The organism is Aminobacterium sp. UBA4987 (assembly GCF_002396985.1).
GTDB classification, from domain to species: Bacteria; Synergistota; Synergistia; order Synergistales; family Aminobacteriaceae; genus Aminobacterium; species Aminobacterium colombiense.
Map to the genome: position 1 here is coordinate 89,144 of NZ_DGZF01000009.1, position 19,952 is coordinate 109,095.

General features: G+C 45.7%; 19 protein-coding genes and 1 tRNA gene. 18 read left to right on the forward strand and 2 right to left on the reverse strand.

What is annotated here, in order from left to right:
• Positions 1-14 precede the first annotated feature (14 nt).
• From B2U56_RS04460 to lepB (B2U56_RS04500), 9 genes are all read left to right on the forward strand, one after another.
• A complete protein-coding gene (locus tag B2U56_RS04460; RefSeq protein WP_286952563.1) occupies positions 15-1,409 on the forward strand; it encodes an RtcB family protein in 1,395 nt (464 codons plus the stop codon).
• Between the two features lie 156 nt (positions 1,410-1,565).
• Positions 1,566-3,233: a formate--tetrahydrofolate ligase gene (locus tag B2U56_RS04465; protein ID WP_286953099.1), complete on the forward strand. Its 1,668-nt coding sequence runs from the start codon at positions 1,566-1,568 to the stop codon at positions 3,231-3,233.
• Between the two features lie 20 nt (positions 3,234-3,253).
• Complete coding sequence (gene folD, locus B2U56_RS04470; RefSeq protein WP_286952565.1) at positions 3,254-4,099, forward strand: bifunctional methylenetetrahydrofolate dehydrogenase/methenyltetrahydrofolate cyclohydrolase FolD; 846 nt, start codon at positions 3,254-3,256, stop codon at positions 4,097-4,099.
• 431 nt (positions 4,100-4,530) lie between these two features.
• Positions 4,531-5,784: a PucR family transcriptional regulator gene (locus B2U56_RS04475; RefSeq protein WP_286952566.1), complete on the forward strand. Its 1,254-nt coding sequence runs from the start codon at positions 4,531-4,533 to the stop codon at positions 5,782-5,784.
• A gap of 172 nt (positions 5,785-5,956) precedes the next feature.
• Entirely contained in the window at positions 5,957-7,117 is a 1,161-nt protein-coding gene (locus B2U56_RS04480; protein WP_286952567.1) for a M20 family metallopeptidase, read from the forward strand.
• A gap of 363 nt (positions 7,118-7,480) precedes the next feature.
• Entirely contained in the window at positions 7,481-7,735 is a 255-nt protein-coding gene (locus tag B2U56_RS04485; protein ID WP_286952569.1) for a hypothetical protein, read from the forward strand.
• A gap of 140 nt (positions 7,736-7,875) precedes the next feature.
• A complete protein-coding gene (locus B2U56_RS04490) occupies positions 7,876-8,499 on the forward strand; it encodes a cyclodeaminase/cyclohydrolase family protein (RefSeq protein WP_286952571.1) in 624 nt (207 codons plus the stop codon).
• Between the two features lie 116 nt (positions 8,500-8,615).
• Positions 8,616-10,286: a formate--tetrahydrofolate ligase gene (locus B2U56_RS04495; protein ID WP_349679258.1), complete on the forward strand. Its 1,671-nt coding sequence runs from the start codon at positions 8,616-8,618 to the stop codon at positions 10,284-10,286.
• Between the two features lie 173 nt (positions 10,287-10,459).
• Entirely contained in the window at positions 10,460-10,978 is a 519-nt protein-coding gene (gene lepB, locus B2U56_RS04500; RefSeq protein ID WP_013048916.1) for a signal peptidase I, read from the forward strand.
• Positions 10,979-11,068: 90 nt separating this feature from the next.
• Here lepB (B2U56_RS04500) and B2U56_RS04505 read toward each other — a convergent pair whose 3' ends face one another.
• Entirely contained in the window at positions 11,069-12,091 is a 1,023-nt protein-coding gene (locus B2U56_RS04505; protein ID WP_213700745.1) for an ornithine cyclodeaminase family protein, read from the reverse strand.
• Between the two features lie 486 nt (positions 12,092-12,577).
• Here B2U56_RS04505 and B2U56_RS04510 point away from each other — a divergent pair, with 486 nt between their 5' ends.
• Entirely contained in the window at positions 12,578-13,567 is a 990-nt protein-coding gene (locus B2U56_RS04510; protein WP_286952574.1) for a magnesium transporter, read from the forward strand.
• A gap of 141 nt (positions 13,568-13,708) precedes the next feature.
• Here the strand turns inward: B2U56_RS04510 and B2U56_RS04515 are convergent.
• Positions 13,709-13,796: transfer RNA gene (locus B2U56_RS04515), tRNA-Ser, on the reverse strand.
• 137 nt (positions 13,797-13,933) lie between these two features.
• Here B2U56_RS04515 and B2U56_RS04520 point away from each other — a divergent pair.
• From B2U56_RS04520 to B2U56_RS04555, 8 genes are all read left to right on the forward strand, one after another.
• Positions 13,934-14,347: a CoA-binding protein gene (locus B2U56_RS04520; protein WP_244392477.1), complete on the forward strand. Its 414-nt coding sequence runs from the start codon at positions 13,934-13,936 to the stop codon at positions 14,345-14,347.
• A gap of 144 nt (positions 14,348-14,491) precedes the next feature.
• Positions 14,492-14,908: an acyl-CoA thioesterase gene (locus B2U56_RS04525; protein ID WP_013048912.1), complete on the forward strand. Its 417-nt coding sequence runs from the start codon at positions 14,492-14,494 to the stop codon at positions 14,906-14,908.
• Positions 14,908-16,776, forward strand: a complete 1,869-nt coding sequence (gene iorA, locus B2U56_RS04530; protein ID WP_013048911.1) for an indolepyruvate ferredoxin oxidoreductase subunit alpha — start codon at positions 14,908-14,910, stop codon at positions 16,774-16,776. Before B2U56_RS04525 ends, iorA begins: the two co-directional genes overlap by 1 nt.
• Before the next feature lie 4 nt (positions 16,777-16,780).
• The gene (locus B2U56_RS04535; RefSeq protein ID WP_013048910.1) at positions 16,781-17,335 is read left to right on the forward strand and encodes a 2-oxoacid:acceptor oxidoreductase family protein; all 555 of its coding nucleotides are present in this window, start codon (positions 16,781-16,783) and stop codon (positions 17,333-17,335) included.
• Positions 17,336-17,351: 16 nt separating this feature from the next.
• Positions 17,352-17,837, forward strand: a complete 486-nt coding sequence (locus B2U56_RS04540; protein ID WP_286952576.1) for a hypothetical protein — start codon at positions 17,352-17,354, stop codon at positions 17,835-17,837.
• A gap of 97 nt (positions 17,838-17,934) precedes the next feature.
• The gene (gene lepB / locus B2U56_RS04545) at positions 17,935-18,474 is read left to right on the forward strand and encodes a signal peptidase I (protein WP_013048908.1); all 540 of its coding nucleotides are present in this window, start codon (positions 17,935-17,937) and stop codon (positions 18,472-18,474) included.
• A gap of 1 nt (position 18,475) precedes the next feature.
• Positions 18,476-19,312, forward strand: coding sequence for a YlqF/YawG family GTPase (locus tag B2U56_RS04550; protein ID WP_013048907.1), 837 nt, complete (start codon positions 18,476-18,478; stop codon positions 19,310-19,312).
• A complete protein-coding gene (locus B2U56_RS04555; RefSeq protein WP_013048906.1) occupies positions 19,297-19,884 on the forward strand; it encodes a ribonuclease HII in 588 nt (195 codons plus the stop codon). The genes B2U56_RS04550 and B2U56_RS04555 overlap by 16 nt, the downstream gene beginning before the upstream one ends.
• Positions 19,885-19,952 lie beyond the last annotated feature (68 nt).

The following is a 19,952-nucleotide window of genomic DNA, read 5'->3' on the forward strand; positions in this document are numbered from 1 at the left end:
TGAGAGGTGAGAGAATGAAAAATCTATTGAAGAGGATGGATAATGTTCGTTTGTTACTAGAAAAAGAGGCTTTCCCGGGCATGGCCGTACCTGGGTTGATCTATGCGGATCACTATATAGAAACCATGCTGGAACAGGATAGTGCTCTTGAGCAGGTTGCCCATGTGGCCTGCCTTCCTGGCATTGTAGGGTATAGCTACGCCATGCCTGACATCCATTGGGGGTATGGCTTCCCCATTGGAGGAGTAGCTGCTTTTGACGTGAATGAAGGAATTATCTCCCCAGGGGGAGTGGGGTACGATATTTCCTGTGGTGTGCGTTTGCTTTCTTCATATATAAAGCTTGCAGATATTAAGCCCGTTTTAGACGCTCTAACAACAGCTCTTTTTTCAGCAGTACCGAGTGGGGTGGGATCTTCGAGCGCAATAAGACTTTCCCTTAAGGATCTTGACGATGTCCTCCGCAAGGGGGCTCGCTGGGCGGTAAAAGAAGGTATGGGAATGCAGGACGACCTGGACCGCACGGAAGAGGGAGGCTGTCTTGACGGAGCTCTATGCGAATTTGTTTCTAACAGGGCAAAGGAGCGGGGAAAGAATCAGCTGGGAACCCTGGGCTCAGGCAACCATTTTCTTGAGATACAAGTTGTGGATGAAATTTTTGATAAGGCAGCTGCTTCTCAAATGAACCTTGAGTCGGGAAGCATAACTGTGATGATCCATTGCGGCAGCCGCGGCCTGGGTCATCAGGTTTGCGATGACTATTTAAAGGTCATGCGGCGAGCCATGGCAAAATATAAGATTGATGTTCCGGATCGTCAGCTTTGCTGTGCTCCTATACAATCGGAAGAAGGACAGCAGTATATTGGAGCGATGAAGGCTGCCGCTAATTTTGCCATGGCGAATCGACAAATAATAGGGTCAGTTGTACGGGATGTCTTCGCCCAGTTTTTCCCAGGAAAGCCTCTTTTCCCTGTCTATGACGTAAGCCATAACATGGCCCATATAGAAAAACATATATGGGAAGGGCGCAAACGTGAGGTTTGTGTCCATCGTAAAGGGGCAACCCGAGCTTTCGAAGGTCAGCCTGTGCTCATTCCAGGCAGCATGGGAACGGCAAGCTACGTTCTGGTGGGGACAAAAAAAGCAGAAATGGAAAGTTTTGCTTCAACTTGCCATGGCGCGGGACGCGTATTGAGCAGAAATGAAGCTGTAAAACGAACGAGAGGACAAAACCTGGTTCGAGAGATGGCTGACCGGGGAGTGACAGTAAAGGCAGATAGTTTCCGTACCTTGGGAGAAGAGATGCCGGAAGCCTACAAAGATATTTCTGCAGTAGTAGAAGTTGTTCATCAGGCTCAATTAAGCCTTAAAGTGGCAAAATTAAAGCCAGTGGCGGTGATAAAGGGGTAGTAACAGTTGCTTAATGGAGAGGCAAAACACAGCTTGCCTCTTTTTTTTTAAATGAGTACAATACGATGGGGATCAAAAAGCATCAAACATATCTATTCATTGCTGTATTGCTGATGATCTTGCATACGATGAGTAGAGGAGGTAATGCTACGAATGATGCTGAGTGATATTGAGATAGCGCAAAATGCCGAGTTGAAGCCAATTGTAGAGGTGGCTGCGCAGCTGGGAATCAATGAAGATGAGCTTGAGTATTATGGAAAATACAAAGCGAAGGTGACTTATGGTCTTTGGAACAGGATCAAGGATCGCCCCGACGGCAAACTTGTATTGGTGACGGCCATCACGCCGACGCCAGCTGGAGAAGGCAAGACAACCACAACCGTTGGCCTTGGCCAGGGATTGGCGAAGTTAGGTAAAAGGGTATGCATCGCTCTAAGAGAGCCCTCGCTAGGCCCGAGTTTTGGGGTGAAAGGCGGAGCTGCGGGAGGAGGTTACTCTCAGGTTGTTCCCATGGAAGATATCAACCTTCATTTTACAGGGGACCTTCACGCCATAACATCTGCTCATAACTTGCTTTCCGCCCTGATCGACAATCACCTCCATCAGGGGAATCCATTGAATATCGATCCTCGCCGAGTCGTTTTCCGCCGAGTTGTGGATCTGAACGAACGGGCCCTCCGTCACGTCATCGTTGGCCTGGGTGGTAAAGCTGACGGTGTGCCTCGGGAGTCAGGATTTGATATCACAGTGGCATCGGAAGTTATGGCCATTCTATGTCTTTCGGCAAACATCAAAGAGTTGAAAGAGCGCCTATCCAAAATTGTTGTGGGCTATACTTATGGTGGGACTGTTGTAACGGCAGGAGATCTGAACGCCCATGGTTCTATGGCGGCGTTATTGAAAGACGCATTGAAGCCAAACCTTGTCCAGACCCTGGAGCATGTTCCGGCCTTTGTTCATGGCGGTCCTTTCGCCAATATCGCTCATGGCTGCAACAGCCTTCAGGCGACGAAGTATGGTCTTAAGCTTGCCGATTACTTCATTACGGAAGCAGGTTTTGGCGCGGACCTCGGCGCGGAGAAGTTCTTTGATATAAAATGCCGCATAGGCAATCTTACCCCATCGGCAGTAGTCATTGTGGCTACCGTCCGTGCACTGAAGATGCATGGCGGAGTGGCGAAGAACGAGCTTACTGGGGAAAACCTTGAGGCACTCTCCAAGGGCATCCCGAACCTTGAGAAACATATAGAGAATATGATGGGGTTTGGAATTCCGGTCGTTGTGGCCATTAACCGTTTCCCCACCGATACTGAGGCTGAATTGGAACTTGTAAAGGAACACTGTGTCGCGTTAGGTGTTCAGCAGGTATTGTCTGAAGTCTGGGCAAAGGGTGGCGAAGGCGGCATTGAGCTTGCGGAACGGGTTCTTGAGGCGGTAGAGAAACCCAACACCTTCCACAAGTTGTATGATGCTTCCTTGAGCCCTAAGGAGAAGATAGAAAAGATAGCCAAAGAAATCTACGGTGCGAAGAGCGTTGCCTATATGGCTCAGGCGGAGAAGGATCTTGAAGAGATCCACCGTCTGGGGAAGGATAACCTGTTGGTATGCATGGGTAAGACCCAGGCATCCATTTCCGATAATCCGGCCCTCATTGGGCGTCCGGAAGGATTTGAACTGACGGTTCGTGAAGTGAGGCTGTCAGCAGGCGCGGGATTCATTGTTCCCATAACTGGATCAATAATGACAATGCCCGGTCTTCCCAAGGTTCCTGCAGCAATGAAAATCGATGTAGATGACGACGGCAATATTACAGGACTGTTCTAGTCAAGGGAGGATCTGTTGTAATGAAAGCTCATATATTGGATGGAAAGAAAGTAGCAGCTGATGTAGTCGCTTCTATCAAAAAAGAAGTGGAAGAAATAAAGGCCCAGGGTAAGCACGTTCCGGGCCTTGCCGTAGTTCTTGTTGGTGAAAACCCAGCATCAAAGGTCTACGTTGGGCAAAAGGAAAAGAAATGCAAGGAAGTGGGTTTCAATTCCTTTCTCCATAAACTGCCTGCGTCTACAACAGAAGAAGAACTGTTGAAACTTATAGACACTTTGAATAATGACAGGGCGGTAGATGGAATTCTTGTTCAGCTTCCTCTTCCAGAACAAATTAATACTGACAAGGTGCTCATGGCAATCGCTCCCTCTAAGGATGTTGATGGATTCCATCCTGTAAATATGGGAAATCTTGTGACAGGACTGCCGGCAGTACATCCCTGCACCCCTAAGGGAATTATGTACATCCTTGATGCCTACAATATAGACATCGAAGGCAAACACGCAGTAGTTGTAGGAAGAAGCAACATTGTAGGTAAACCTATTGCCCATCTTCTTCTTGACCGCAACGCTACTGTTACCATCTGCCACAGCCGTACAAAAGATCTTGCGGCTATCGTACGGCAGGCTGATATCGTTGTGGCAGCGGTGGGACGTCCCCGCATGATCACCGCTTCTATGGTTAAAGAGGGGGCAGTGGTCATTGATGTGGGTATTAACCGCCTTGAAGATGGCCTTGTGGGAGATGTAGACTTTGAAGGGGTTTCTGAAGTGGCCTCCTGGATTACACCAGTACCAGGCGGGGTAGGCCCTCTCACTATTGCGATGCTGCTTCAGAATGCGCTGGAAGCGGGGCTGAAAAAGTAGCGCCCGCCACAACACATACGATTGGCAAGAGAGAAAACGATAGAAGGGTCTCCTTGTAATTAATTGTTAATTATAAGGAGACCCTTTTTTATCCTTTCCTCTTCATGTTACAATACTACAATCTTTTTTTGAGGGGTGAGATCCTTTTTTGTCTACAGTACGTATGTGCAAGACTCTAGCCAGTTTTTCCTTGCTTGGGGGAGAAAAAGGTCTTGATAAAAAAATAGATAAAGTCATGCTTTTTGATGACATAAGGGCGGAGCGGAATTTTTCTTCAGGATCCTTCATAGTAGGAAGATGGACTGGAGATAATAAAAAAAGAAATCTTGTTCTTTTAACAAAAGTATTTAATTCCGGCGCAGCAGGTGTTGCCTTTCAGGGAAACCTCCCCCCCCGAACTTGTTCATTTGTCAGACGAGCAGGGGATTCCTTTGTTTCACATCTCTTCCGATCACGTGCTCCTCGATGTCCTTTTGCACCTTCGCAATGAATTGGTGGCCGAAGAAAAAGGGTTGTATTCCTCCTTTTCGCCCTTTGCCGATATTTTATTGGACGACGGCGACATAGACCGCATTCTCTGGGCCCTCCGTGACGCCATAAAATGCGGCGTAGCCTATCGAGACATGATTCAGAAGAAATTGTTCGTCGCCTCCTATTCCGACGAATTCAAAGAACATGTAAAAATATACCCTTTAAAAGAAGTAATGCGGCTTCACGAGCATGTGGAAGTGCGCGTGGGGGGCGCAGTAAGCGGGTACCTTATCCTTAACCGCTCCCATCAGCCCAAGAGAGAGCTCACCCTTTTTGAGAGATCCGCAGTGGAAAACGCTCTCATTGCGGTGAAGCTTGTCATAGAGAAAAAAATATCAGCTCAGAAGGTAGAGCGAAACTATATCGACGAATTTGTGAGAGACCTAATTTATAACAAAGTACAAAGAATGGAAGAACTAGAGAGCCGGTCGCGGACCTTTGGCTGGAGCCCCGTTAACGGTGTTGTGGCAGTGACCCTTGAAATGATAACCGAGAGCGGCGAATCAGGGGGGAGAGAACTACAGGTTTTCTTTTCCACATTGCGATCGAAATTCCTGGCTTTTTTCCCAAAGTCCATTTATACGTTGTTAACAACGTCGGTGATCTTCCTTCTTTCCCCGCCAGATCCGGACAGTGGCGCTAAGACCTTTCAAAATAACATGGTCAAAGTGGCGGAACATTTGAACGAAGAGGCCATGCGAGAGTTTCGGTGCCAAATCCTTGTCTCCGTTGGGGGCTATAAGCCAGATCCGTTAAACACCCATGAGAGCTATCGAGAGGCTATTGGGGCTCAAAGAGTTGCCAAACTCTCATCCCACGCTCAAAAAGTAGTATTTTGGGACTTCTTAGGGGCAATGAAGCTGCTCTCCATGATATCCCAGAATCATGAAGCTGCACTTTTCTGCCATAACGTGCTGGATAAAGTTATAGAACACGATTTGGAAAGCAATGGAGAGCTTCTCGAAACGCTCAGGGTTCTAAGCCAGTGCAACTGGAACATTAAGCGTGCTTCAGAGGCAATGAAGTTCCATTACAATACAATTAAATACCGGAACAAGAAGATAAACGAACTCCTGAATTTTGATCCTGAAAACAGCGATCATCGCTTCAATATAGCCCTGGCCCTTAAATTATATGACCTTGGCGTATTCTGAGTTTTTGTCAAAACTTGACAAAGAGACGAAATAAAACTTATCAATTTACAACAATGCTTCCGTGGTCTGCCTCCTATAAAATACTTACAAATCTTTAAAGTGGCTTTCATGAGCTGTTCGTAAATTTTGTCTGGCTCTTAGTAAAAACCTCAGGAAAGGGGTGAGACCGCAGATGAAGGGAAGTTGTATGCTGAGCGAAACGGCCATCGCTATTCTACAGCAGCTTATACGTATGCGTACCCCTCAGCCCGCTGGTGATGAGCGTGATGCCGTAATTTATATTTCCTCATTATTCCCGGAAAATCGTGTTGAAAAAAGAATTATAAGACATGAAAACAATAGGATCTCACTTATTGTTACTGTTCCAGGTACGGATCAAAATCGGGGTGTGGCTATCTTAGGACATCTTGACACCATCCCCGTAGGGAACGCGAAAGAGTGGGCTCACTCCCCCTTTGGAGCAGAAATAATAGATGGTCTTATATATGGTCGAGGTGCTGCCGATATGAAGGGCGGAGTAACCTCAATTATTTTTGCAGCGTTATCCCTCCTTCGGGAAGACTTTAAGCCTGCCGTAGACATTTTCTTTTGTTTTACAGCTGATGAGGAAGCAGGTGGAACAGGAGCACTCTCTCTTGTAGGCGGCGGTTTTTTGGACAAAGTAGAGGAAATTATCATTGTTAAACCCACAAATGAAAAAATAGGGTTGGCTGAACGAGGAGCTATTTGGCTGCGTGTGAAATCTGAAGGAAAATCAACTCATGCTGCTATGGCTGATGCTCAAATTAATGCTCTTTTTGCTTTTAATAAAATTGCAGAAACTATAAAAGCCTTATTTTCAAATGAAAAGAAACACGATTTTCTTGGTTATACCACGTGTTTAGTTACGTCTCTTCATGCTGTAAGCGATCAATGCAGTATTGTTCCACATTATGTGGAAGGTACGTTGGACATCAGAACCCTCCCTAGCGTCGATCATGATTGGCTCTTTCGTGAAATTAATGCATGTGTGAGTTGCGTTGAAAGGGAATGCAAGGATGTTCGTGTTTCTCTAGAAGTCATTCTAAATAGACAGCCAGTGGGCATGGATGAAGGGGCTCCTCTTGTTCAATCATTGAAGAGTATTTATCTGGACCTGAATATTCCATGGGAAACTACAGGGCTGAATTATTTTACCGACGCTTCCATCCTTATCCCTTCTTTAGGGGTTCCATTTGTAATGTTTGGACCAGGCGATGAACTCTTTTTCCATCAGCCGGATGAATATGTGCGAATTGACTCCGTTATTCGTATGGGAGAAGTCCTTACTCTCTATGCGAAAAGCAGACAGTGAAAATGTGGGATTTTTATAATGAAATATCTTAGCTTGTTGGATGCTCTCTGTGAACAGTTTGAAAGATTTGCTGATTCCTGAAGTATTGGCATTATGGCGCTCGTGGCCATTGTCAATGTTCTTAGCCGTAACCTTTTCAACCACAACCGTAACGCGAAAGGTGTAAATCTTATAGGCTACTTTCTTGATGCAGATTTTAATAGAACAGTTATCGAGTGCTTGTCTCGGAGAACTAAAGCTTTTGAAAGGAGCACTTTTAAATATGGCGGCAAAATCCTATGAGCTTATCGATATGGAGAAAAAGACAGAGAGTTCGCCTGGGGCCTGCAAGACTCCATTTAACAGCAGGTGCTACTATCGTAAGTGTCGCACCTCGCAATCTTGTGGCTGGTTAATATGATTTTAAATACAACGGACTTGGAAATTGGCAAGAAAATTGCTAAAATGCTGAGGGGTCCAAGCGGCGGCTTCAGTACAATCCGTGCCGTTGCCTTCAAACCCGATGGTTATGATAATGTCGCAGTTTCCATGAACATGTTTGATTATGTCAACACTCCAGTCTACCGTGCCTTCCAGGTTATTGAAAATGAGGCTAAAAGAGATATGGATTGTGCGTAATTGGAACCCAGTTCTGTGGTACACTTCCTCAGGAAGTCCTTTTGAACTGTGCTCATTGTTTTCTTCGTGTTGTAGATTTTGATCCGAACCAGAGTTTAGAGAACAATATTTTAGCTTTTGATGATGAGGGGTAGAGTCGTATGTTGGTAGAAATGAATTTACAGGCTTTTGTAAAAGAATTAGCATCTGATTCACCGGCTCCAGGCGGCGGAAGTGTTGCCGCTCTCTCAGGAGCTTTAGGAGCAGGCCTTATCTCTATGGTTTGTAATTTGACCATTGGTAAGGAAGGATACGAAGCCTATGAATCGGATATGGTTGAGGTGAGAGCAAAGTCAGAGAGCCTCTATGCCAGCTTGCTTGAAAGAATTGATAACGATACAGAAGCCTTCAACAAAGTAATGGCTGCTTTTAAGATGAAAAAAGAGACAGATGAAGATAAAGCTGCTCGAAAGGCTTCCATTCAGAACGCTTTTAAAGGAGCTTGTGATTCTCCTTTTTCTATCGCTGAAGAGTGTCTTGCCGTGATCCGCCTGGCTGATAGTATTGTGGATAAAGGCAATATCAACGCCGTGAGCGACATGGGAGTAGCAGCAGCTCAGGCCCTTGCTGGCCTTGAAGGTGCTGTTATGAATGTGCGGATAAACCTTCCTTCCATCAAAGATGAAGCGTATGTGGAAGAAAAAAAGGCTGCCGTTCAGAAAATGCTTGATGAGGGCATGAGCCTTCGCCAGGCAGTCCAAGAAAAAGTAGACGCCAAGTTATAAGTTATTTTTAAAGCGTTTTCACGTTTGTTCCCTATTAAGGGGCAGAATTAATTCTGCCCCTTAATGTCCTTTATGGGGTATATAAGCTGTAACAAACAGAGGAGGTAGTGCTACTAATGATGCTGAGCGATATTGAAATTGCGCGAAGTGCCAAAATGAAGCCCATCGTTGAGGTGGCCGCGCAGCTGGGAATTGACGAAGAAGAATTGGAGCTTTATGGGAAATATAAGGCTAAGGTAACCTATGGCCTTTGGAATCGGATCAAGGATCGCCCCGATGGCAAACTCGTGCTGGTTACTGCTATTACGCCGACGCCAGCTGGTGAAGGCAAGACTACTACTACAGTAGGATTGGCTCAGGGACTTGCGAAGCTAGGGAAAAAAGTGAGCATCGCCCTTCGAGAGCCCTCACTTGGCCCAAGCTTTGGAGTGAAGGGAGGAGCGGCAGGCGGAGGCTACTCTCAGGTTGTTCCCATGGAAGACATCAACCTTCACTTCACTGGTGACCTTCATGCCATAACGACAGCTCACAACTTGCTTGCAGCCTTGCTTGATAACCATTTGCATCAGGGCAATCCATTGAACATCGACCCGCGCCGAGTAGTTTTCCGCAGAGTTATTGACCTTAATGAACGGGCTCTTCGTTATGTCAACGTTGGTCTGGGCGGCAAAACAAACGGAGTTCCCCGTGAGTCAGGTTTTGATATCACAGTGGCTTCGGAAGTTATGGCTATACTGTGTCTCTCTGAGAGTATTAAAGAACTGAAAGAGCGGCTTGCCAAAATTGTTGTGGCCTATACCTATGATGGCACGGCCGTTACCGCTGGAGATCTGAATGCTCAGGGATCTATGGCAGTGGTGCTGAAAGATGCATTGAAGCCCAACCTTGTGCAGACCCTTGAGCACGTTCCGGCCTTTGTCCACGGTGGCCCTTTCGCCAATATTGCCCATGGATGCAACAGCCTTCAGGCAACAAAGTATGGGCTTAAACTTTCTGATTATTTTATTACAGAAGCGGGTTTTGGAGCCGACCTCGGCGCAGAGAAGTTTTTTGACATTAAATGCCGTGAGGGAAACCTTCATCCCTCAGCTGTAGTCATAGTGGCTACGGTCCGTGCGCTAAAGATGCACGGCGGAGTAGCGAAGAGCGAACTTACCGGAGAAAACCTTGAGGCACTGTCCAAGGGTATTCCTAACCTTGAGAAGCACATCGAAAACATGCAAGGATTTGGAGTTCCGGTTGTTGTGGCAATTAACCGTTTCCCCACCGATACAGAAGCTGAACTGAAGCTTGTTCACGAGCGCTGTGCTGCTTTCGGTGTCCCAGTAGCTCTTTCAGAGATCTGGGCAAAGGGTGGCGAAGGCGGAATAGAACTTGCAGAGCGGATTCTTGAAGCGGTAGAGAAACCCAATTCTTTCCACCCGCTTTACGATGTGGCCCAGAGTCCGAAAGAAAAGATCGAAAAAATTGCTAAGGAAATTTACGGAGCGAAGGGTGTCACCTATACAGCTCAGGCGGAAAAGGATCTTGAAGAGATTCACCGACTTGGAAAAGACAATCTTGTAATATGTATGGCGAAAACCCAGGCCTCTATTTCTGACAATCCGGCCCTCATCGGGCGTCCGGAAGGATTCGAACTGACTGTCCGTGAAGTACGACTGTCAGCAGGTGCGGGATTCATTATTGCCATAACCGGATCAATAATGACGATGCCCGGTCTTCCCAAGGTTCCTGCTGCGATGAAGATCGACGTAGATAACGACGGTAATATTACTGGACTATTCTAAGTTGAGATACTAGAATGTTTTTTAGAGGCGATTGGCATCGTTATAATGATGCCAATCGCCTTTTTTTATGTTTTTGTGGTAGTTCTAAGAATTACCGTCAAAAAAACCACTAAAATCTTCTAGGAAGGGATAAAATAGAAGGCATAATAAATAATTGAGGTGGAGGTATTTCTATGGCTGTAAAACCCTGGTGGCGCGAGGCCCTCGAAACAGTACTCTGGGCCGTAGCTCTTGCGCTTGTTCTTCGTACCTTTGTCGTTCAATCATACTGGATCCCGAGTGGATCTATGATTCCCACTCTGCAGATACGTGATCGTGTTATGGCTGCAAAGTTCTGGTATCGGTTTTCTGAACCTCAACGGGGCCAAATCGTTGTCTTTAAATTTCCTGATGACCCTAAAAAAGATTTTGTAAAACGGATAATTGGATTGCCAGGGGAAACGGTGGAGATTCGAAATGGGGCAGTGTATGTTAATGGAGAAAATCTTAATGAACCCTATGTGAGGAATCATGATTCAATGTCGATGGAACCAACGATTGTTCCTGAAAAACATTACTTTATGCTTGGAGACAACAGGCCCAACTCATGGGATGGACGTTTCTGGGACCACCGTTTTGTTTCCAGGGATGAACTGAGGGGCCCTGCATTTTTCCGCTTCTGGCCTTTATCTAGAATAGGAATTCCCAAGTAGAAGACAATAGAATGGCGGCAATGGCAAAGCATATAAGGGGCTATAATGAATTATTTGTCCAATTCATTATAGCCCCTTATATTTTAATGACTATTCCCAATAAGGAACCTTCGTGCCAACACCTTGCTCCAGAGCCTTTCTGTATGCACGGGTAACTACGGCTATGTCCTCTATTCCCATACCCACTGCGTTGAAATAGATGGTTTCATTATTGTTTTCGCGCCCAGGCTTTTTACCGTTAATAATCTCTCCGATTTGTGCAGTTATATCTCCATCGGTTATGAGCCCCCTGTCGTACATAAGGGCGACAGTACTGATCTTCCGATGTTTTATGTTCTTCCAGTTATCCACGACGATTTTATCTGCCAGCCTTACGCAGTCATCGGTAAATTCGTAGTCGGCCATGTTCATCATCAGTGCGCCTTTCTTGATCCAGTCTGCATGAACGATGGGCTCAGAGGCGATGGTGACCGTAATGATAATGTCGCTCTTTTTACAGTATTCCCCAGGTTCCTTTACCGCGGTAACTGCCACACCGTATTTTTCGCTCATCTCGTTGGCAAAGGTCTCTGCGCGCTCAAACATGACGTCATTGATATAGACGGTTTTAATGGAAGGACGAGCCAGCAATGCCGCCTCGAGCTGTGTTCTGCTCTGTGCGCCGGCACCGAATATGGTCATTGTGGTCGCATTTTTAACCGAAAGATATTTTATGGCAATTCCGCCAACAGCACCTGTTCGTTTTGCGCTGACTGTGGTGCCATCAGAAATAGCGACGGGAATCTTGGTGATAGGATCATTCAATATTACAAGAACCGTTGCTCTTGGCAGTCCGATCTTGTAATTCTGAGGGCTGCTTCCAATCCATTTGATGCCAGCCATATCATACTCGCCGCCTATATATCCAGGCATAGCATTAAGTCTGCCTAGAGTGTTTTCATCCTCAATGGTCTTTCCCCATGGCATCACGGCTTTGTCAGGGCACATCGCATCGCCGCTGTCAAAGAGAGAAAGAACTCTTTCCATATCATGCATTACTTCTGACATGTTGTTTGCTGCGAGTTCATTTACTTGTTTATCGCTCAAAAAAAGTATCTCAAGTTTGTTGGTCATCGTGATTAATTCCTTTCTTTGTTCATATAGTTGTGCAGTCTATGTTAGACCGTTTCAAATTGGGAAATAATCTGCTATACCGTTATTTTTCCAGATTAAAGCTCTTAACAAGTTAATATCCTGTCATCCGTTCATTGATACGCCGTAACTTGCCTACGCACACTGCCTGTTTGTTCTTCTAGCATCTAGTATCTGCCATTTTAGAGTGGTAGTATGAAGTCTGTAAAGGGCCCCTTCACGGCATTTTTATAGGTCATTTCCTCCTTTCTTATAATGATGTGAAGCACATCAATTGTATTTCTGCGGTCTCTTTTGCTCTGGCTTAATCAATCTTTTTTATCTATGGGGTGAGGCTTTTTATATATCTTACCCTAATTTTCTTGCAGAATCCTATTGAACCTTTTAAGTATTCTGTAAAAAATCATAGGATAATTGGCTTAGAAGCAAGGGGCGCAATATGAAATATCGTTGATTGGAGGGAAGTTTATGTTATTAAATTCCCAGCTTGTTAACGATCATATAACCTTTGAAACCGCTGCCCAGCATGCTTTCATGCAAGTACCGATTGTGTTGCCCAATCAGAATGCTGGTGAAGTACGCCAGATGATGGCAGGGCGGCAGTATGAGATAGCTAGCCATGTAGTAGTCTGTGGTGAAAAAGGTCTATTCCTTGGTGTTATTAGGATAGAGGACCTATTTGCCGCTCAATGCGAAACTCTCATGGGGGAAATTATGGATCGGAAGTCGCCGGTTGTCACTCCTGGAGTAGACCAGGAGGTTGCCGCATGGAAAGCTGTCCAGAGCAAGGAGTCTGCCCTCTCGGTTGTAGACCAGAATGGGCTTTTTGTTGGCATTATCCCCCCTCACCGACTTCTTGCTGTTCTGCTATCAGAACATGAGGAAGACCTATCGCGCTTGGGAGGTTTCACAAGGAGTACTGAAGAGGCTCGCTCCACTAGTGAAGAACCGGTGCAGCGCCGATTTCAGCATCGTGTTCCATGGCTTCTGGTTGGCCTCGGAGGGGCACTGCTCGCGGCAGATTTTGTTGGCTGGTTCGAGGTACAGCTTCAGCAGAATGTAATGCTTGCTTTTTTCATTCCGAGCATTGTTTATCTGGCGGATGCAGTGGGTACTCAAACTGAAACCGTTGTAGTACGGGGGCTTTCGGTAGGTGTTGAAATGAAAAGAATGGTAATGAGAGAACTATTGGCAGGGCTGGCGATTGGTTTGGCTCTGGCTGCGGTAGCGGGTCCATTGGTGTGGTGGCGTTGGGGAATCCCTAGTATTGCTTTATGTGTAGGATTATCGGTTTTCGCCGCCTGTTCCACAGCCACATTGGCAGCTATGATGCTTCCATGGTTGCTGAACACCCTCTCTCTTGACCCTGCCTTTGGAAGCGGGCCTTTGGCAACTGTGATTCAGGATCTCTTATCTATTCTGATCTACTTTTTCATTGCGACAGCAGTCTTGGGATAAAAGAAAACAGTCAGTTTGTATTTTGCGGGTTTATTTGCAATTGAAAAGAAAGTGTTTCTAGAGGCAACTAATTCACGCTAAAACAAAAAGGGTTATCAAGATCGATCAAAAAAATCTTGATAACCCATAATATTTCTAAAATGGCGGAGGACAGAGGATTCGAACCCCTGGAGGCTTGCACCTCAACTGATTTCAAGTCAGCCGCCATCGACCACTCGGCCAGTCCTCCGCAATGGGCATGTGCCCGGGCATGTATTATACACATTGCTTATGCGGCCGACAACCCTTTTAGTTATAAAGAAAGGATATAATGTAAAGAATTTCTTGCGAACCATAGAGAAACAGAGGGGGATTAATGTGGAGAAAATGGACATAGTAAGGATGTATCTTTGTAAGCCATCTGCTATTGCGATTATAGGAGCCTCCCTGAAGGAAAATAGAATTGTGTATAAGGTTATGAAATATCTCCAGGCAGCTGGACATAGACTTTATCCAGTGAATCCAGCATACAAAGGCCAGATGATACTCGATTGCCCCTGTGCAGGTTCTGTTTCAGATTTATCAGAACCCATTGATATAGTTGTTTTTTTCCTCTCTCCTTCTTTGCAGCAGCCTATAGCTGAAGAACTGGAAGGAAAGAAAGAACACCCCGTTGTCTGGTTTCAGCCAGGAACAGAAAATGCAGCCTTGGAATTATGGCTCAAAGACAAGGGGTTTTCTGTTGTGAACCATGATTGCATAATGGCCGCCCATATCAAGCATTGTAAATTTACTTTGTAAGTTAGAATACTTTATACAAACTTTTTCCAAGCTTTTAATTTTCACACTTTTTGTGTCTATGGTATATAATTCTAGAAAGGACGGTTTTTTTTAATCATCCTGAAATCCTTTGCACATTACTTTTCCGTCTAAGGAGGTTCCTCTTTGTCTCAGGAAGTCACCATTTCTTTACGAGTCCGTTATAGTGAAACAGATCAAATGGGAATTGTGTATTACGCCAACTATCTGACCTGGTTTGAAGTTGGGCGAACCGAGTATTGCCGTATTCTTGGCACCCCCTACTCTCATTGGGAAAAAGAAGGGATTCTTTTGCCTGTGGTAGAAGCTTCCTGCCGCTATAAGGCCTCTGCCCGTTACGATGACCGTATCAATATCACTACATGGGTCGATGAGCTTAAGGTGTCCAGCATACGTTTTAGCTATCGAGTTACGAGGGAAGGAGATGGAAGATTGTTGGCTGAGGGTGCTACTCGTCATGCTTTTATTAATAAAGAGGGGAAACTGCTTAGGGCAAAGCATCCATTTTACACCATGATCCAATCATTTATGGATGAAAAATAATGGAGGTGGCATGTACTGTGAGCACAAAAGCAATACTCTTGGGCAATGAAGCTATAGCTCGCGGTATTGTGGAAGCCGGCTGTGGAGTGGCTACGGCTTATCCAGGAACTCCCTCTTCGGAGATTCTGCCAGCAGTAGCCAAATTTGCAGACGAACTGGGGACTTCCACTGCTGTTGAGTGGGGCGTTAATGAAAAAGTAGCTTTTGAAATGGCGGCATCAGCTGCTTTTTCAGGAGTGCGGTCTTGTGCGATTATGAAGCAGGTGGGCCTTAATGTTGCGGCTGACCCTTTTATGAGCGCAGCCCATTTTGATATGAAAGGCGGAATGTTGCTGGTTGTGGCTGACGATCCGGGCCCCCACAGTTCTCAAACTGAGCAGGACAGTCGGTTTTTTGCATATTTTGCAAAAGTGCCTTGTTTTGACCCTGCTACAGCAGCTGAGGCCAAAGAGATGGTTTTCGATGCATTCGATCTTTCTGAAAAGTACCATATCATCACAATTCTCAGGCCGAGCGTTCGTGTAGACCACTGCCGGCAGGATGTAGATCTCAACGAAGTAATCAAGCTTGATAGAGAAATACGGTTCGAAAAAGATCCTGCCCGGTGGGTCTGCCTTCCTGCAAGCGTGCGTATAAATCACCCTAAATTGAATCAGAAGAACGATGAAATCCGGGAAGACTTTGAAACCAAGTATAGCAAATACAATTATGAAGTTCCTGCAAAAGGAAGGGCGAAGCTCGGCATTATCGCTTCTGGCGTTTCCTTTTCTATTGTTGTTGATATTCTTAAAGCAATGGGAAGAGATGACGTTTCTGTATTAAAAATAGGGACTCCCGTTCCCCTACCTATTAAGATGGTTTCTGATTTCATTGATCGCCATAGCAATGTTCTCGTTCTTGAAGAAACCTACCCGGTTGTGGAGATGCAGCTTCTCGATCGCACGAAGGTTAAAGGCCGATGGAACGGGTATGTGCCGAGAGCAGGAGAGCTTCTGCCGGAAGTAATAGAAGAAATTATTCTTAAATCTCTTGGAGAAGAAAAACAGATAGGTGCCGACAGTGATTTAAAGGCTGCTCTAGAGGATCTTAAAATAACGCCGAGGAAACCTATGCTCTGTCCAGGATGTCCCCATCGAGCGAGTGTCTTTGCTATTCGTCAGGCCATTCCCAGTGCCATCAATCCTTCAGATATTGGCTGCTATACCCTTTCAGTCAACCAGAAAGGGGCAGATGCAGTTATGGATATGGGTGCTTCTGTGACTATGGCGTCGGGACTCTATCTTGCTCATAAGGTGGCAGGTAAAGAACAGCCCATCGTTTCTACCATTGGGGATTCGACCTTTTTCCATATGGGTATTCCTGGGCTTGTCAGTGCCGTTTACAACAAACATGCCTTTGTATTGTGCATCCTCGATAACAGGACCACGGCTATGACAGGAGCTCAGTCTAACCCATCTGTGGGTGAAAAGCTCCGAAAGGGGGACGAGGGCAGGGTTGTAGAAATAGATTCGGTTGTAAGCGGGTGTGGCGTGAATTACGTTAAAACCCTTGAAGCCTATGATGTAGAGGAAGGGAAAAAACTTGTAAAAGATGCGTGGGAGTATGCTAAAGCCCACCAGGAACCAGCGGTGCTTATATTCAAACACCCCTGTATGCTACTGCGGGAAAAACAGGATAAGATTCCTATGAAGGTCGATCCTGAAAAGTGTATTGGATGTAAGTTCTGTATTAATTTCTTTAATTGCCCTGGGCTTGTATTCGATGAAGCCGGTAAGAAGGCATACATCGATGAACGGTTCTGTGTCTCTTGTGGCGTTTGCTCGAAGGTGTGTCCACACGGGGCCATAGTTGCTATGGAGGAGGTGTAGGCCCATGCAATATGTCATCGTAGGTATAGGTGGACAGGGAATTTTGTTTTCCACAAAAGTATTGGGTCATATTGCCATGTCCCGCAACGAAAAAGTTATGGGAAGTGAAGTTCATGGCATGGCTCAGCGTGGTGGGTCTGTTATCAGTCATTTTAAAGTGGGAGATTACCAGAGCCCCCTTGTAAAAACTGGTGAAGCGGACATCCTTCTTGCTTTTGATCAAAATGAAGCCATACGAAACCTTCACTTTCTAAGGGAAGAAGGAAGCCTGTTAGTAAATATTTTTGACGAAAAGGCCCTTGAAAATACCCATCTCAACGAGTATCTTAAAAAGAGAAATATTAAGGTATTCAAAATAAAAGGGTACGATATACTCAAAGAGCACATGGGCGGGAATTTCCTTTTTCTGAACGTTCTTATTCTTGGAGCTCTTTGCGCATGTGACGTAAGCACCGTAAAAATAGACCAGGTTCGACAGGCTATTCAGCAGTTATCCCCAGAAAAATTTGCAGACGCTAACCTCAAGGTATTAAACCTCGGTTACGATGCCATTTTTTAACAAAAAAAGGAGCATTTTGCGAGGGGGCTCTTTTGAGCTCCCTCCCTTTGCTCACCGCGGAACAATGCTTATAGAAGTAATTCTTGTTCTTGCCATCACCCTGGCAATATCAGGGGCAGTAGTTACACGTTTCCGCCCTCTCTCTGTTTTGGGGTCTCCTGAACAACAAGCGCATAAAGAAGCGGAACGCCTTGCTTTATGGTTCGAGTCTCGTCTGTGTAAAGGGAGATTGCAGCAACATTCCTGTGAAATTCGCCTCTTACCGGGAGATCGCCCTGTGGATCAGGTAAGAATCACTTGGGACACAGGAGAAAGGGAGATCTTTGATTCTCGTGGAAAAGCCTGGTTTCAAATGGCATCATTTAATCGCGTGTGTACCTATAGTCCGCGATGGCACACAGTTTCTCCCGCTTTTGCTCTAGAGGTGATGACCGCACCACAGTCAGGTGAAACAGTTTGTTCAGTAGTTGTTTCCCTTCACAGTTTTGTCAGCATTAAATAAAAGTAAAAAATATATTTATTTCTATTGAAATCTTGAAAGCGCAGGAGTATAAAAAAACAATTCCAACATCGCTTTTATAGAAAAGGGGGACAGTTGGATGGCAGAGGGGAAGCCTTGGTGGAGAGAATTTGTTGAGACTATTTTATGGGCTCTTGTTATTGCTCTTATTTTACGGACTTTTATAGTACAGGCTTTTTGGATTCCCAGCGGATCCATGGTCCCTACCCTTGAGCCGGGAGATAGGGTTCTTGTGGCCAAGTTCTGGTATTCTTTCCGAAAGCCAGAACGTGGAGATATTTTCGTCTTTAAATTTCCCCTCGACCCGAAGCGTGATTTTGTAAAACGAATAATTGGTCTTCCTGGAGACTTCCTCGATGTTAGAGACGGGATCGTTTACATCAATGAAAAGCCCCTTCATGAAAAATATGTGAAGTGGAGAGATGATTTTTCACTTTTCCCAAACATTCTCTTTCCTCAGGTTCCCATAAGAATTCCCGAGGGAAGGTATTTTGCAATGGGGGATAATCGATCGCATTCACAGGACAGTCGTTATTGGGGGTTTGTCCCAGAAGAATATATTCGAGGTCCAGTTTTTTTCCGATACTGGCCTTTTCGCAGAATAGGAGTTGTGCATTAATATGCCACGTACAGTCTGGTACCCAGGCCATATGGCAAAAGGGAAACGCAAATTAGAAGAACTGGTTCAAAAGCTCGATCTTATATTAGAAGTTCGAGATGCGCGGGCTCCTCATCTTACCTCTTCGCCAATGTCAGATCAGCTTTCCAGAATTTGTCCCGTCTACATTGTACTTTCACGAGCAGACCTTGCTGAGGAAGGGGCTACAAAAGCATGGCTTCAGTTTTTTTCGTCTATTAAGCAAAAGGCCTGGGCATTCAATTTTCTTGAGGGGAGAATACAATTATTGCGTCGGGACCTTGCGAAACTTCGGCCTGCTCACCGTGAACTTCGTCTTGCTGTTGTGGGAATCCCCAATGTGGGCAAATCCCTTTTCCTAAACCTTCTAGTAGGTAAAAAACGAGCTCCCGTTGGAGGAGTTCCTGGCATTACCAGGGGGGTTTCATGGTATAAAGGGCAAGATATCCTTGCTGTAGATTCTCCAGGCATTCTTGACCCCCGTTCACATAACGAGGTACACCGCCGCCTTGCCTGGCTCGGCTGCAGCAAAGCGGAAGTTATTGGCGGCACGGATGTCGTAGCACTTTCCCTTATTGAGCATTTAAAAGAGCGAGGACATTGGCATCTTGTTGAAAAAAAGTGGAATATAGAAAATGTGGAAGAAGAGCCACTCGTTACTCTTGAGAAAATAGGCCATCGTTTAGGATGTCTTGTCAGCGGCGGCCGTGTTGATCTTTTATTGGCAGGGCAGCGTTTTCTCGATGCCTTTTCTACGGGTAAACTTGGGCGAATAACATTGGAGTGGCCAGGGGAGCGATATCCATGGGAAATAGAGTAATAGCTGGTGTAGACGAGGCAGGCCGCGGCCCTTTAGCTGGTCCAGTTGTAGCGGCGGCTGTTGTTCTAACACCCTCTCAGCTTGATGCTTTGGCAGCGTTAGGATTAAATGATTCAAAAAAGCTTACGCCCTTAAAGCGTGAAAAAATCTTTAAGGCAATGGTAAGCCTTGGAGTAGCATGGAGAGCCCAGGCTGCTTCCCCTCGGCGTATCGACCAAATGAACATCTTGCAGGCTACCTTATGGGCCATGAGCAGATCAGTGAACAAGTTACCTCACGTTTTTGAGGAAGTCATTGTAGACGGCAGTGTCCTTATCCCCGGGCTTAGGAGTTATCCACAAAAGGCGATACCCAAAGGCGACAGTCTCGTACCAGAAGTGGCGGCAGCCTCTGTTGTAGCTAAAGTTCTTCGAGACAGAGCTATGGTCGCTCTGGATATGGCCTATCCTCAATATAATTTTGCCAAACACAAAGGTTACCCCACAGAGGATCATCGTCGTCGTATTACTGAGTTTGGGCTGTCACCCATTCATCGCAGAAGCTTTACGTGGAAGACTGTTTCTCCTGAGTAATCTGGGGCGTTTTTCTGGCATGGTATTAAGCAACCATCCCGGTTATCCCTAAAAGGATAAATCCTAAT

Excerpts from the sequence above, each read along its gene's own strand:
- B2U56_RS04535 (WP_013048910.1), top strand. The coding sequence starts at position 16,781 with ATGCAATATGTCATCGTAGGTATAGGTGGACAGGGAATTTTGTTTTCC.
- B2U56_RS04460 (WP_286952563.1), top strand. The coding sequence starts at position 15 with ATGAAAAATCTATTGAAGAGGATGGATAATGTTCGTTTGTTACTAGAA.
- folD (WP_286952565.1), top strand. The coding sequence starts at position 3,254 with ATGAAAGCTCATATATTGGATGGAAAGAAAGTAGCAGCTGATGTAGTC.
- B2U56_RS04555 (WP_013048906.1), top strand. The coding sequence starts at position 19,297 with ATGGGAAATAGAGTAATAGCTGGTGTAGACGAGGCAGGCCGCGGCCCT.
- lepB (WP_013048908.1), top strand. The coding sequence starts at position 17,935 with ATGGCAGAGGGGAAGCCTTGGTGGAGAGAATTTGTTGAGACTATTTTA.
- B2U56_RS04480 (WP_286952567.1), top strand. The coding sequence starts at position 5,957 with ATGAAGGGAAGTTGTATGCTGAGCGAAACGGCCATCGCTATTCTACAG.
- B2U56_RS04495 (WP_349679258.1), top strand. The coding sequence starts at position 8,616 with ATGATGCTGAGCGATATTGAAATTGCGCGAAGTGCCAAAATGAAGCCC.
- B2U56_RS04550 (WP_013048907.1), top strand. The coding sequence starts at position 18,476 with ATGCCACGTACAGTCTGGTACCCAGGCCATATGGCAAAAGGGAAACGC.
- B2U56_RS04465 (WP_286953099.1), top strand. The coding sequence starts at position 1,566 with ATGCTGAGTGATATTGAGATAGCGCAAAATGCCGAGTTGAAGCCAATT.
- lepB (WP_013048916.1), top strand. The coding sequence starts at position 10,460 with ATGGCTGTAAAACCCTGGTGGCGCGAGGCCCTCGAAACAGTACTCTGG.
- B2U56_RS04520 (WP_244392477.1), top strand. The coding sequence starts at position 13,934 with ATGGACATAGTAAGGATGTATCTTTGTAAGCCATCTGCTATTGCGATT.
- B2U56_RS04490 (WP_286952571.1), top strand. The coding sequence starts at position 7,876 with ATGTTGGTAGAAATGAATTTACAGGCTTTTGTAAAAGAATTAGCATCT.
- B2U56_RS04505 (WP_213700745.1), bottom strand. The coding sequence starts at position 12,091 with ATGACCAACAAACTTGAGATACTTTTTTTGAGCGATAAACAAGTAAAT.
- B2U56_RS04510 (WP_286952574.1), top strand. The coding sequence starts at position 12,578 with ATGTTATTAAATTCCCAGCTTGTTAACGATCATATAACCTTTGAAACC.
- iorA (WP_013048911.1), top strand. The coding sequence starts at position 14,908 with ATGGAGGTGGCATGTACTGTGAGCACAAAAGCAATACTCTTGGGCAAT.